The sequence below is a fragment of the Salmonella sp. A29-2 genome, assembly GCF_020150755.1.
In the GTDB taxonomy this organism is placed as follows: Bacteria; Pseudomonadota; Gammaproteobacteria; order Enterobacterales; family Enterobacteriaceae; genus Salmonella; species Salmonella enterica.
This window is the reverse complement of record NZ_CP083731.1, coordinates 2,660,695-2,673,828: the sequence shown is the minus strand read 5'-3', so window position 1 is coordinate 2,673,828 and position 13,134 is coordinate 2,660,695. Positions and strand designations below refer to the sequence as shown.

Below are 13,134 nucleotides of genomic sequence, written 5' to 3'. Positions count from 1 at the left end.
AGAACATTACTTTGTAGGCCCGGTAAGCGCAAGCGCCACCGGGCATTAACATCACGACGATTTACGCACGCGCAGGTACCACTCGCACAACAAACGAACCTGCTTACGGGTATACCCTTTTTCCATCATCCGATCGACAAAGTCGTCATGCTTTTTCTGCTCGTCAGTCGACGTTTTGGCGTTAAAAGAAATGACCGGCAACAGCTCTTCAGTATTAGAGAACATTTTTTTCTCAATCACCGTGCGCAGCTTCTCGTAACTGGTCCAGTTTGGATTACGGCCGCTATTGTTGGCTCTGGCGCGCAGGACAAAGTTTACTATCTCATTACGGAAATCTTTCGGGTTACTGATACCCGCTGGTTTTTCAATTTTTTCCAGTTCGGCGTTCAGCGACTCGCGATCGAACAGTTGACCGGTATCCGGGTCGCGATACTCCTGATCCTGAATCCAGAAATCCGCATAAGTCACGTAACGATCAAAAATGTTTTGCCCGTACTCAGAGTAAGATTCGAGATAGGCCGTCTGGATCTCCTTGCCGATAAATTCGGCGTATTTCGGGATCAGGTAGCCTTTCAGGAACTCCAGATAACGCTCAGCCTGCTCCTGCGGGAACTGTTCACGCTCGATTTGTTGTTCCAGAACGTAGAACAGATGTACCGGGTTTGCCGCCACTTCCGCATGGTCGAAGTTGAATACGCGGGAGAGGATCTTAAAGGCGAATCGGGTGGAGAGACCGTTCATCCCTTCGTCCACGCCCGCATAGTCGCGATACTCCTGGTACGATTTGGCTTTAGGGTCGGTATCTTTCAGGCTTTCGCCGTCATAAACGCGCATTTTCGAGTAAATACTGGAATTTTCCGGCTCTTTCAGGCGGGAAAGAATCGAGAAGCGCGAAAGCGTTTCCAACGTGCCCGGCGCGCAGGGCGCATGAGCCAGCTCGCTATGATTAAGCAGTTTCTCGTAGATTTTGATCTCTTCGGAGATTCGCAGGCAATAAGGCACCTTCACGATATAGACACGGTCGAGGAACGCTTCGTTATTTTTATTGTTACGGAAAGTCACCCATTCAGATTCGTTTGAGTGGGCAAGTATGATGCCATTAAAGGGCAGGGCGGAAATACCTTCCGTACCATTGTAGTTACCTTCCTGAGTTGCGGTCAGCAAGGGGTGCAGCACCTTAATAGGCGCTTTAAACATCTCGACGAACTCCATGATCCCCTGGTTAGCGCGGCACAGCGCGCCAGAGTAACCATACGCATCCGGATCGTTCTGGGCGTGATGTTCGAGTTTACGAATATCCACCTTGCCGACCAGCGCCGAAATATCCTGGTTGTTTTCATCGCCGGGTTCCGTTTTGGCGATGGCAATCTGCTCCAGAATGGAGGGCCAGACTTTCACCACGCGGAATTTAGTAATATCGCCGCCAAACTCATGCAGGCGTTTGGCCGCCCACGGGGACATAATCGTACCGAGATAGCGGCGCGGAATACCGTACTCTTTTTCCAGAATCTGCGCGTCTTCCTGCGGATTAAACAGGCATAACGGATGATCGTTGACCGGACTACGCTCGCCGTTGGCGCTTAAAACATAAATTGGCACGCGCTGCATTAGCGATTTCAGCCGTTCAGCGAGCGATGATTTGCCACCCCCCACAGGTCCCAGCAAATAGAGAATTTGCTTCTTCTCTTCCAGCCCTTGCGCCGCATGTTTCAGATAAGAGACAATCTGTTCAATCGCGTCTTCCATGCCGTAAAACTCTTCAAACGCAGGATAGCGAGCAATAACCCGGTTGGAGAAGAGTCGGGAAAGTCGGGGTTCCTGGGCAGTGTCGACCATATTAGGCTCGCCGATAGCCATTAATAGCCGCTCTGCCGCGTTGGCATAAGCACTGCGATCTTGCCGACAAATGGTAAGAAAATCCTGCAGTGTGAACTCTTCGTCCTTGGCAGCTTCGTAACGCTGGCGATAGTGATCGAATATATTCATGATATGCCATCCTTTCGTTTTTTCGCACATGTTAAGAGCCGTTCATATGAATAGTAGAGGCTCCCGGAAGAGGTAGACTGAACGCCGTCTCTGCTAAGGAAAAAAAAGCAACTCTCATGCCATTTTATTGGTCAGAAGATCAACGTGTCCGGTGATACACCTTCTTAACATTAAGCGTAGATGGCATTTGCAAAACTTGCCTGTACGCGCCAGTGGATTTCGATGACATATCAATAACTCATCAGGTAGAAAAGGCTGGTGGATATCAGAAAAAGCGTTCCCGGTCACATAACGATCATCAGCCGATCATCTGAAAATAATCGGTGATGGTGATATTAAACGGTTACATTGTGTAAAATAGTTGGGCTTACAGGTATTGGCGGTTACACTTTTGCCGCAGAACATTTGAATAAGGAATTATGGATTGTGACCAAACTTAAACTTCTGGCTCTTGGCGTGTTTATTGCAACATCCGCCAGCGTCGCGCACGCTGAAAGCAACCTGACGTTGGGCGCAGGCGTTGGTGTGGTTGAACACCCTTATAAAGATTACGATAGCGACGTTTATCCGATACCGGTCATCGCTTATGAAAGCGAAAACTTCTGGTTCCGTGGTCTGGGCGGCGGGTACTACTTGTGGAATGACAATGCCGATAAGTTGTCAATCATGGCATACTGGTCCCCGATGTACTTCAAACCGGGCGACAGCGATGACCATCAGTTGCGTCGTCTGGACAGGCGTAAAAGTACTATGATGGCGGGCGTTTCTTACGCGCATCACACCCAATATGGATTCCTGCGTACCTCACTGGCAGGGGATACGTTGGATAACAGTAACGGTATTGTCTGGGATCTGGCCTGGCTGTATCGGTATACCAATGGCGGGCTGACCTTAACGCCAGGTATCGGGGTTGAATGGAATAGCGAGAACCAGAACGATTACTATTACGGCGTATCACGTAAAGAATCTTCGCGTAGCGGCCTGCGCGGCTATAACCCGAACGATAGCTGGAACCCGTATCTTGAACTTAGCGCTAACTATAATTTCGCCGGTAACTGGAGCGTATATGGTACTGCGCGCTACACCCGCCTGTCGGATGAAATTACCGACAGCCCGATGGTGGATAAATCCTGGACCGGTATCCTTTCTACTGGCGTGACCTATAGATTCTGATTGATTGAATTTGCCGGAAAAACCATGACAAAGCCTGCGTTATGCAGGCTTTGTGCTAACTGAAACGCGAACATGGCGGCTTGCATAAATGCGCTGTTGACCGGGAATGGCACAACCTTACGTGATTTATACTTTGTTACATCAATTTAAAAAACTAGCCTTTTATATGAAAAATCCAGGTGATTACAACTGCGCTAACAATTAGCGTAATAATTGTTGCAATGCTGGCTGATATCGCCCTGTCACGTCCCGCTTATGCTATACCCATTCTTCACAGCGAGTAAGACGAATGAGCATAGTATTCAATACCGTAGCCAAGCCCAGCGGCAGTCTGTGTAACTTATCCTGCAAGTACTGTTTCTATCTTGATAAACCCCGGGGCCAGCGCGTCATGTCTGACGATGTGCTGGAGATGTATATCCGCCGGGTAATTGATGATACGCCATCCTCAGAGGTCTCGTTTTGTTGGCAGGGGGGAGAGCCGACGCTATGCGGTCTTTCTTTTTACCAAAAAGTGGTGCGCTTGCAGCAACGCTATGCCAACGGCAAAACTATCTACAACAGTCTGCAAACCAATGGCGTATTAATCAATGAAGAGTGGGCGGCATTCTTTGCGCAGCATCAGTTCCTGATTGGTATATCGATTGATGGGCCGCAAGTCGTTCATGATAATTACCGGAAAACGCCGTCAGGGCGGGCGTCTTTTTCCCGAGTCGTTAATGCTATCCGCCTTCTGCAGGCAAATGATGTCGAGTTCAACACGCTCACTGTCGTGAATGATGCGTCATGCCGTCATGGCAACGCTATTTATCATTTTTTGACGCAGGAGCTGGAAAGTAAACACCTGCAATTTATTCCCATTGTTGAGCCGCTCGCGCAAAAAGCGCAGCGTTCTTTGACGTTATCTGACAATGAGGATTCGCCTTCGCTGATGCCCTTTTCCGTTACGCCTGAAGGGTGGGGCGCCTTTATGTGCGATGTTTTTGATCAATGGATACGTCACGATGTCGGACGCATATTCGTACAGCTTTTTGACAACTTACTTGGCGTCTGGATGGGGGAGCCCGCCACGCTTTGTACGATGCAGTCGACCTGCGGACAAAGTTTGCTGGTGGAGCAGAATGGCGACGTGTATAGCTGTGACCATTTTGTTTTTCCCGCCTATAAACTGGGCAATCTGCAGCAACACTCTTTAGAAGAAATGGCGGCCTCTCCTTTTCAGCAGCAGTTTGGCGCGGCTAAAGCAAACCTTTCCTCACGCTGCCAGAACTGTACGTGGCGCTTTGCCTGTCACGGCGGTTGTCCGAAACATCGAATTTGTATGGACGGCGGCGAACGGCAAAATTATCTCTGTAAAGGATATCTGGAGTTCTTTCAACATGTGACGCCCTATATGAATGTGATGCGTCAATTATTACTGAATCAGCGACCCGCCGCGCATATTACTCGCATCGTCGACATGATTGCGGATGACTTCGTCAGTGACAAGAAAATCGCCCCCTTGCGCGGTATGATGCCGGACATTACCGTAGGGTCTAAGAGTCCTGTATTGTTTTACCGTCGAGTGACATTGAAAAGGAAATGAAATCAGTGAAAAACGTAACGTTTTACGGGCAGGTGACGCTTCCTGCCATCGGACAGGGAACATGGTATATGGGCGAGCGCGCGGATCAACGTCAGCGCGAGGTTTCGGCGCTGCGCGCGGGGCTGGATTTGGGGTTACGCCTTATTGATACGGCGGAAATGTATGCCGACGGCGGGGCGGAAAAGGTCGTGGGAGAGGCGCTGGCAGGGCGACGCGATGAGGCATTTCTGGTGTCAAAAGTGTACCCGTGGAACGCTGGCGGCCAGAAGATAGTTGCCGCCTGTGAGGAAAGCCTGCGTCGTCTGAAAACAGATTATCTCGATCTCTATCTATTGCACTGGGCCGGAAACTTTTCATTCGAAGAGACCGTTGAAGGTATGGAGCGGCTAATCGCGCAGGGGAAAATTCGCCGTTGGGGAGTCTCTAATCTTGATTATGACGATATGCAGGCGCTGTGGCGCATCCCCGGGGGACAGCAATGCGCGACAAATCAGGTGCTCTATCATCTGGCGTCACGCGGTATTGAGTATGATTTATTGCCGTGGTGTCAACAACAGCGAATGCCAGTGATGGCCTATAGCCCGCTGGCGCAGGCTGGCCGGTTACGTAGCGGTTTACTGAATCATCCGGTGGTGAATGAAATTGCGCAAGCGCATAACGTTACGGCGGCGCAAATCTTACTGACGTGGGTGATTGCGCATCCGGGCGTGATGGCGATCCCGAAAGCCGGAAGTACAGAACACGTGAAGCAAAATGCGGCGGCGCTTGAGATCGCCTTGTCAGCAAACGAACTTGCCTTACTGGACAACGCCTGGCCTGCGCCAAAAGGGAAAACCGCGTTGGATATGGTGTGACGCCGGATAAAATGCGTAAGCGCCGCCATCCGGCAGGTCATGCCTGATGGCGGCTGACGCCTTCCAGAGCCTATAGCAACGCCGTTATCCATTCACTTTTAGCGTTTTGCGACGCATATAGTCTGCGCCAGACGAGAGGGTTTTTCTTCTGTGGCTTGTTGCGGCGCAGTAGCATAAGCCGTTTCAACGCAGACAAACGTTTTATAGCCGTCATCCGGCATGTCGCCCATGCTGACGGACAACGCCGGGCCAGGGTTCCAGCCTACGACGTTAAGATGATGGTGGTGGACTACATCAATCGTGCGGTTTAATGTCGCATCGTGGATCACGCTACATGCTTCAGGATTGAGGTAAACGCGATCGGTACGGTCCGGAAAGGTTTGTATACCGTCGGTCAGGACACCTTCTTTAGCGTCGTTAACTTTATCAATAAACCGATCGCCGAGTCCGCTGACCTTAACGTTGGCGATGTCGCCAACGTTAAAATAGCTGTGGAGCGCGGATGTGGTTGCAAACTCGCCATGCGCTTCCAGTTCAATTTCACAGGTTTTGCCCACTTTAAAACGTGCCAGCAGCGTGAAATCGTGCGGCCAGTATTTCCGGGTGGCCTCACTGCTTTGCAGCTCAAATGTCAGCATTACGCCATTATCATCTTCATTATGCGCTTTTAGCGCCCACGGTAGATTACGCGCAAAGCCGTGTGACGGCAGACCCTGTTGAGCCGCAGGTCCAAACCAGGGCCAGCAGATCGGTACACCGCCGCGTAGCGCCACGCCGGTTTTGAAAGGCGTATTATTACTGAGCCACAATACCTCTTCCTCGCCAACGGGTTTCCAGGAGAGAAGGTGCGCGCCCTGTAATGCAAAAGAGGCTTTAACCTGCGGATGGTCAACGACGATCAGATCCAGGTCATCAAGCTGACGACGGGAAAGGACAGGGGTAAGCTGTTCGATAACCGGGAGGGCAAAAATTTTATTAATCATTACGCAATCCTCTTAACCCTAAATAATTCGAGTTGCATGACAAGGCGCTTGTGCCTTGACCAGTGCTTGCGCTGGCCCGTAGAGGCGAGGCCGCAGGCCGAGTAACGCGGCAAGTGAACGACAAATTCATCGGGAACGAATTTGAACAACCGTAGGTCATCTCCGGCCAGGGACATGGACATCCCTGATTCATCCCGATAAGTTCGACTTCCGTCAGTGATTCGGGTGAGAAAGCATAGCCAACACACCTGCAACTTGAAGTATGACGGGTATATCTTTAAGCAAAAAAAAGAGCGACCTGAGTCGCTCTTACCAATGACTGTGTCATCTCAACTTATTTGGAGATGTGAGCAATCAGGTCCAGTACTTTGTTGGAGTAACCGGTTTCGTTATCGTACCAGGAGACCAGTTTCACGAAGTTGTCGTTCAGCGCGATGCCTGCTTTAGCATCGAACACGGAAGTGCATACTTCGCCGTTGAAATCGGTAGATACAACGTCGTCTTCGGTGTAACCCAGAACGCCTTTCATTTCGCCTTCGGCAGCAGCTTTAACAGCAGCTTTGATCTGCTCGTAGGTAGCCGCTTTTTCCAGACGAACGGTCAGGTCAACAACGGATACGTTCGGAGTAGGAACACGGAACGCCATACCGGTCAGTTTGCCATTCAGTTCAGGCAGTACTTTACCTACCGCTTTAGCAGCGCCAGTAGAGGACGGGATGATGTTCTGAGATGCGCCGCGGCCGCCGCGCCAGTCTTTGTGAGACGGGCCGTCAACGGTTTTCTGGGTTGCGGTAGTCGCGTGAACAGTAGTCATCAGACCTTCGATGATGCCGAAGTTGTCGTTGATAACTTTAGCCAGCGGCGCCAGGCAGTTGGTGGTGCAGGAAGCGTTGGAAACGATGTCCTGGCCTTCGTATTTGTCAAAGTTAGCGCCTTTAACAAACATTGGGGTGTTGTCTTTAGACGGACCCGTCAGAACCACTTTTTTCGCGCCAGCGGTGATGTGTTTACGCGCGGTTTCGTCAGTCAGGAAGATACCGGTAGCTTCAGCCACTACGTCAACACCAACTTCGTCCCATTTCAGGTTAGCCGGATCGCGTTCAGCGGTAACACGGATTTTTTTACCGTTAACGATCAGATGACCGTCTTTCACTTCAACAGTACCGTCGAAACGGCCGTGAGTGGAGTCATATTTCAGCATGTATGCCATGTACTCTGCGTCTAACAGGTCGTTGATTGCAACGATCTCGATGTCAGAACGTTTCTGAGCAGCACGGAAAACAATGCGACCGATACGGCCAAAACCGTTGATACCTACTTTGATAGTCATATATTCCACCAGCTATTTGTTAGTGAATAAAAGGTTGCCTGTAAAATTACAAAAACCTTACGCAGCGTCAAGCGGAATCGTGTCAATCATTGCGACAAATCAATCCTCTGCACAACCTTTGCGCGGCTGATTCGCCTCACTCTTCCTTTCGGCTTGAAACCACATGGGGGCGCCGCCCCGAATTTTAAAGGGCAACCGAGATAATAATGTGACACCAGTCACGATTCGTGAGCCGCCATTTCGCAATGATCAAGTTTAGAACAAAAGTTGGTACTGAGGTGTTAATGTTTTGTTAGAATCGGTCAGGCAATGTGAGCACGTTTAAAGTGAGATGTGAGCAAATGGCTAACCAACCTTCAGCAGAAGAACTCAAGAAAAAATTGTCCGAAATGCAATTCTACGTGACGCAGGATCGTGGCACAGAACCGCCATTTACCGGACGCCTGCTACATAATAAACGCGATGGGGTTTATCACTGCCTGGTCTGTGATATGCCGCTTTTTCACTCCCACACCAAATACGATTCAGGCTGCGGCTGGCCTAGCTTTTACCAGCCTGTCAGCGAAGAGGCGATTCGTTACATAGACGATTTTTCTCATGGCATGCAGCGTGTCGAAATTCGTTGCGGTAACTGCGATGCGCATCTCGGACACGTTTTCCCGGATGGTCCGCAGCCAACCGGTGAGCGCTATTGCGTTAATTCGGCCTCGCTGGCCTTTTCTGACGAGAAAAACGGCGATCAACTGAAAGGCTGAAAAAACGATTCAGCAAATTATTCCACAGGAGCGGACACATCATGAATCTTGATGAGATCATTAACAGCATGACGCCGGAAGTGTATCAACGTTTATCCACCGCCGTTGAGCTGGGTAAATGGCCGGATGGCGTGGCGTTGACGCCGGAACAGAAAGAAAACAGCCTGCAGCTGGTGATGCTATGGCAGGCGCGGCACAATACCGAAGCGCAACATATGACGATCGATACTCACGGTCAGATGGTGATGAAAAGCAAGCAGCAGCTCAAAGCGGATTTCGGTATTACGTCAAAGCCGATTGCGACATTGAAAATGCAGTAACGGCAGCCGGATAAGAGGTAGCCGCCATCCGGCGGTTTCATTGCCAATGCGTTGTGTTTACCGGGCCTGCTCATTGCTGCCAGGCACAGGCCCGCCATATTTTTACGAATAACGCTTAATGTCCAGCGAGTCCGCCAACTGTGTCGCTAACTGGTTATTGTCATCGGCGGCCTATTCCCGGAACTTGCGCCAGCCAGCCCGCGCTTTTTAATCTGTTTCGTTGGAAGCGCTCTCCAGCCTGCGTTGAGCTTTGCCTGGTAGCGACGCTGACGTGACGTATCCGGCCCAAAGATCTATGCAATGGTCTCACCGTTGCGTGATGTATTGACCGGATACGATACCTGCTCCGCTACCTAGCGACAGCCTGGCCCTGCGTCTCTTCCCAGTCTGCCAGCGTATACAGCGTCGCGCCTGCCGCCGCCATCTCCATAAACGCGTGTGCGCTATCCTGCGGGTGAATATTCACGCCGCGACAGCCATCGGTGATAACGTTAACGGCATAGCCCAACTCTAGCGCATCCAGCACCGTAAATTTTACGCAGTAATCGGTCGCCAACCCCATCACGATAAGCTCGGTAACGTCATGCTCGCGAAGCCAGGTATCAAGGGTAGTTTTCTGCCGATGTTCGTTGTCAAAAAACGCGCTGTAGCTATCAATCAGCGGGTTTTCACCCTTATAGATGCAGGCGTTAATCGCATGTTGGTTAAGCAGGGGATGTAACGCCGCGCCGTCGGTATGTTGAACGCAGTGATCCGGCCAGAGCGTTTGCGGCAGCCCGTCCAGCTTTCCCTGACTATAGGGTTCCGCCTGATGCTGGCTGGCGAAGCTGCCATGCTGCGCGGGATGCCAGTCCTGGCTGGCCAGCACCGGAATCTGCCGGGGCTGGCACCAGTCAATAAGAGCGTTGGCGATGTCGATGGTGCTGTCGCCTTCCGCTACAGCCAGCGCGCCGCCGGCGCAAAAGTCATTTTGCAAGTCGACCAGTAATAAGGCCCGGTTTGTCATTATCTTCTCCTTGTCGTCGGGATTTTTTAATCATCCGGCGTCAATTCACCACGCAAGTTTTGCGCCATCGCGCTACGAATCGCCTGAGTGTCCAGACCCTGGCTTAACAAATAATGCAGTTTGGTTAAGGTGGCTTCGACAGTCATATCGGCACCACCAATCACGCCAGCGTGCGCCAGTGCATTACCGGTAGCGTACCCGCCCATATTGACTCGCCCTGACATGCATTGCGTCAGGTTAACCACCACGATGCCGCGCGAACTGGCCTCTTTCAGCTCCTGTAAAAACGCTTTATTTTGCGGCGCGTTGCCTACGCCATAAGAGCGCAGAATCAGCGCTTTTACCGGCTGACGCAGAAAGTTACGTACTACCTCGGCGGAAATCCCCGGATAAATCGTCACTACGCCTATCGGCTGCGGCGTAATAGGGTGAACGATTAATTCACCAGAACCGTAGGGCGCGGGAGGCGTATTTAAACGGCGAATGTGAATTCCTGCTTCCAGCAAGGGCGGCAGATTAGGAGAGGCAAAAGCGTCAAAACCATCCGCATGGGCTTTGGTCGTGCGATTGCCGCGGAACAGACGATTATTAAAAAACAGCGTTACTTCATTAATAGGGTAGTTGGCGGCGACATAAAGCGCATTCAGCAAATTAATTTGCCCGTCGGAGCGCAGCTCAGCCAGCGGAATTTGTGACCCTGTCACAATGACCGGTTTATCCAGATTTTCCAGCATGAAAGAGAGCGCCGATGCGGTAAACGCCATCGTGTCGGTGCCGTGCAGAATAACAAAACCGTCATACTCATCGTAGTGCGCTTTGATATCTGCAGCGATATGCTGCCAGTCTTCCGGCGTCATATCTGATGAATCCATCAGCGGGGCATATTCATGGATGGTAAAATCCGGCATCTCCGGGCGGTGGAATTCCGGCATCAGCGCCAGCTGGCGCTGAAGGTGCCCGGACACCGGGATATACCCTTTATCTGAGCGCTGCATACCGATAGTACCGCCGGTATAGGCAACGTAAATTGATTTCTTTTGCATGATAATGTTCAGTCGTGTCGCGAAGGACGTATTAATGATTATAGGATGGCGGCTATGAGCAGACGCCGCCATCCGGTATGGCTATTGATGAAGCATTAGCGAACGTTCGCGCAAGTCAAACAGAACGCATAACGGTTTTGCGGATCGTTAAATGCCGCCAGTTTATCCCCCTCGGCCTTCACCGTGTTGGCGGCGGAAACGAGCGGCGCCGGGAGCATCGCCTGAATGGCCTCCGGCAGCATGGCGCGTACTGATCCGGTCATACTGTCCATGACCATATCAAGGACCGTCGGTTCGTCCTGATAGTAATCAAGATGCCACTGTTTCAGTTTCGCCAGCTCCGCCGCTTTGGCGACGGCGTCGTCAAAGTCGCCGAGACTGTCCACCAGACCATTGGCTTTCGCGTCTTCTCCGGTCCAGACATGGCCTTGTGCGATTTTATCAATCTGCTCCGGCGTACGCTTACGCGCGTTTGCCACCAGTGTGATAAAGCGTTTGTAGCCGTACTCAATACTGAGTTGCATCATCTGCTGCACTTCCGGTGACAGCGCTTTGGTCATCGAAATATCCGCCAGCGGCGAGGTGGAAACGCCGTCGCTGTGTACGCCAATCGACGACAGGCTGTTTTCTACCGTATTGATGACGCCGAAGATGCCAATTGAACCCGTCAGCGTGCTGGGGCTGGCCACGATATAGTTTGCCGGCGTAGAGATCCAGTAACCGCCGGAGGCCGCCATGCCGCCCATTGAGACCACCACCGGTTTGCCAGCCGCTCTTGCCGCCGCCAGTTCGGCGCGGATAACTTCGGAGGCGTTGACGCTACCGCCTGGGCTATTGACGCGCAGCACAATCGCTTTCACTTTAGGATCAAGGCGTGCGTCGCGGATTTGCGATGCCGTAGTGTCGCCGCCGACATTCCCTGGCGTTTCTTCGCCATCCATAATCGCGCCATTGGCGAAAATAACCGCAATAGTACCGCCGGTATCCGCAGGCGTTTTCAGCGAATAATCGTAATAGCTGATCGCGCGATAGTTATTTTCGGTTTTGCTCCAGCCAAACTGCTTCGTCAGCGCTTTTTCAACATCTGCGCTGGAGGCGAGGGCGTCCACCAGTTTATGGTCGAGCGCATATTTGGCGGTGTCGCCGCCCACGCTGGTTAACCCGTCGATAATAGCCTGCGCGCCGGGGAAGAGTTGTTGCGGCGAAATCTGGCGATTGGCGGAAACGGTATGCAGGTAGTTCTGCCACAGTTCGCCTATCCAGCGACTGTCGGCCTCGCGGGCGGCGGGCGACATATCGTCGCGGATAAACGGCTCGACGGCGGATTTATAGGTGCCGACCCGGAAAACGTGGGTAGAGACTTTCAGTTTATCCAGCAGCGTTTTGTAGTACAGGCCATTCGTAGCGAAGCCGTGAAGGTCTACCTGACCCTGTGGGGAAAGCCAAATTTTATTGGCGAAACTGGCGAGGTAATACTGACCCTGGCTGTAGTTTTCACCCACGGCGAAAACCGGTTTGCCGCTGTCGCGGAATTCGCGCAGCGCTTTACCGATATAGCGCATTGACGGCTGATCGGCGCCGGTGAAGTTTTTCAGATCCAGAACGATACCAGTGATGTTACGGTCATCTTTCGCCTGACGAATAGCGTTGACGATGTCAAACAGGGAGTTTTCCTGCAGACGGTCGGAGCTGGCGCCAAATAACTGGCGACCCAGCGCGCCCAGACGGTGATTGGTGGAGGGTTTATCCACAATGACGCCGGAAATATCCAGCAGCAGAGCGCCGCGCGCCGTTTGCTCACTGTTGTTGCCGTTACCGATCTGCATCCAGATCCCAACGCCCACCAGGACCAGAAAAATAAAGAACAGGTTGAGTACCATTTCACGGACGAAGTTCAACACTCGCCACGTCCATTTAAAAAATCCGGCAATAAATCGCCACAGGGTTCGCATGTATTCTCCCTATCTGAGTAACAACGCTTATACCTTGGTGAGGATAAAGCATTAAGATGTGGCTATCGTAATGACCCATCAGGCAGTTGTCAGCAGGAATCACTGCCTGCGCTGTAACAAAATCCGCTCCCGTGTTAATTTTGTGAA

At 51.7% G+C, this 13,134-nt stretch carries 10 protein-coding genes and 1 pseudogene; 5 read left to right on the top strand and 6 right to left on the bottom strand.

All coding sequences use genetic code 11. From position 1 onward, the window contains the following. Nucleotides 1-51: 51 nt before the first annotated feature. On the bottom strand, nt 52-1,986 hold the full coding sequence (yeaG, locus tag K8W53_RS13065) for a protein kinase YeaG (RefSeq protein WP_001518010.1): 1,935 nt from the start codon (nt 1,984-1,986) through the stop codon (nt 52-54). A 426-nt stretch (nt 1,987-2,412) separates the two neighbouring features. On the opposite strand from yeaG, the gene K8W53_RS13060 reads away from it, so the two are divergent. The 3 genes and pseudogenes from K8W53_RS13060 to K8W53_RS13050 all read left to right on the top strand — a co-directional run bounded on the left by K8W53_RS13060 (nt 2,413) and on the right by K8W53_RS13050 (nt 5,598). Then, nucleotides 2,413-3,159, top strand: a complete 747-nt coding sequence (locus K8W53_RS13060) for a MipA/OmpV family protein (RefSeq protein WP_000163762.1) — start codon at nt 2,413-2,415, stop codon at nt 3,157-3,159. Nucleotides 3,160-3,448: 289 nt separating this feature from the next. Further along, a pseudogene (locus tag K8W53_RS13055) lies at nt 3,449-4,633 on the top strand (anaerobic sulfatase maturase); the annotation flags it as partial. A 107-nt stretch (nt 4,634-4,740) separates the two neighbouring features. Further along, a complete protein-coding gene (locus K8W53_RS13050; protein WP_072106037.1) occupies nt 4,741-5,598 on the top strand; it encodes an aldo/keto reductase in 858 nt (285 codons plus the stop codon). Nucleotides 5,599-5,696: 98 nt separating this feature from the next. On the opposite strand, the gene K8W53_RS13045 is transcribed toward K8W53_RS13050, so the two are convergent. Further along, nucleotides 5,697-6,581: a D-hexose-6-phosphate mutarotase gene (locus tag K8W53_RS13045; protein ID WP_023224517.1), complete on the bottom strand. Its 885-nt coding sequence runs from the start codon at nt 6,579-6,581 to the stop codon at nt 5,697-5,699. 334 nt (nt 6,582-6,915) lie between these two features. Then, nucleotides 6,916-7,911, bottom strand: coding sequence for a glyceraldehyde-3-phosphate dehydrogenase (gene gapA / locus K8W53_RS13040; RefSeq protein ID WP_000153505.1), 996 nt, complete (start codon nt 7,909-7,911; stop codon nt 6,916-6,918). A 341-nt stretch (nt 7,912-8,252) separates the two neighbouring features. On the opposite strand from gapA, the gene msrB reads away from it, so the two are divergent. Next, entirely contained in the window at nt 8,253-8,666 is a 414-nt protein-coding gene (gene msrB / locus K8W53_RS13035; protein WP_001537757.1) for a peptide-methionine (R)-S-oxide reductase MsrB, read from the top strand. A 41-nt stretch (nt 8,667-8,707) separates the two neighbouring features. Further along, a complete protein-coding gene (locus tag K8W53_RS13030) occupies nt 8,708-8,986 on the top strand; it encodes a YeaC family protein (protein WP_001046864.1) in 279 nt (92 codons plus the stop codon). Between the two features lie 349 nt (nt 8,987-9,335). On the opposite strand, the gene pncA is transcribed toward K8W53_RS13030, so the two are convergent. The 3 genes from pncA to sppA form a co-directional block, all read right to left on the bottom strand. Next, a complete protein-coding gene (gene pncA / locus K8W53_RS13025) occupies nt 9,336-9,992 on the bottom strand; it encodes a bifunctional nicotinamidase/pyrazinamidase (RefSeq protein ID WP_023224516.1) in 657 nt (218 codons plus the stop codon). Nucleotides 9,993-10,018: 26 nt separating this feature from the next. Continuing rightward, on the bottom strand, nt 10,019-11,035 hold the full coding sequence (ansA, locus tag K8W53_RS13020) for an asparaginase (protein WP_052939342.1): 1,017 nt from the start codon (nt 11,033-11,035) through the stop codon (nt 10,019-10,021). 95 nt (nt 11,036-11,130) lie between these two features. Then, entirely contained in the window at nt 11,131-12,987 is a 1,857-nt protein-coding gene (sppA, locus tag K8W53_RS13015; RefSeq protein WP_052939343.1) for a signal peptide peptidase SppA, read from the bottom strand. Between the last annotated feature and the right edge of the window lie 147 nt (nt 12,988-13,134).

Excerpts from the sequence above, each read along its gene's own strand:
- K8W53_RS13030 (WP_001046864.1), top strand. The coding sequence starts at position 8,708 with ATGAATCTTGATGAGATCATTAACAGCATGACGCCGGAAGTGTATCAA.
- msrB (WP_001537757.1), top strand. The coding sequence starts at position 8,253 with ATGGCTAACCAACCTTCAGCAGAAGAACTCAAGAAAAAATTGTCCGAA.
- pncA (WP_023224516.1), bottom strand. The coding sequence starts at position 9,992 with ATGACAAACCGGGCCTTATTACTGGTCGACTTGCAAAATGACTTTTGC.
- sppA (WP_052939343.1), bottom strand. The coding sequence starts at position 12,987 with ATGCGAACCCTGTGGCGATTTATTGCCGGATTTTTTAAATGGACGTGG.
- ansA (WP_052939342.1), bottom strand. The coding sequence starts at position 11,035 with ATGCAAAAGAAATCAATTTACGTTGCCTATACCGGCGGTACTATCGGT.
- K8W53_RS13045 (WP_023224517.1), bottom strand. The coding sequence starts at position 6,581 with ATGATTAATAAAATTTTTGCCCTCCCGGTTATCGAACAGCTTACCCCT.
- yeaG (WP_001518010.1), bottom strand. The coding sequence starts at position 1,986 with ATGAATATATTCGATCACTATCGCCAGCGTTACGAAGCTGCCAAGGAC.
- K8W53_RS13050 (WP_072106037.1), top strand. The coding sequence starts at position 4,741 with ATGAAATCAGTGAAAAACGTAACGTTTTACGGGCAGGTGACGCTTCCT.
- gapA (WP_000153505.1), bottom strand. The coding sequence starts at position 7,911 with ATGACTATCAAAGTAGGTATCAACGGTTTTGGCCGTATCGGTCGCATT.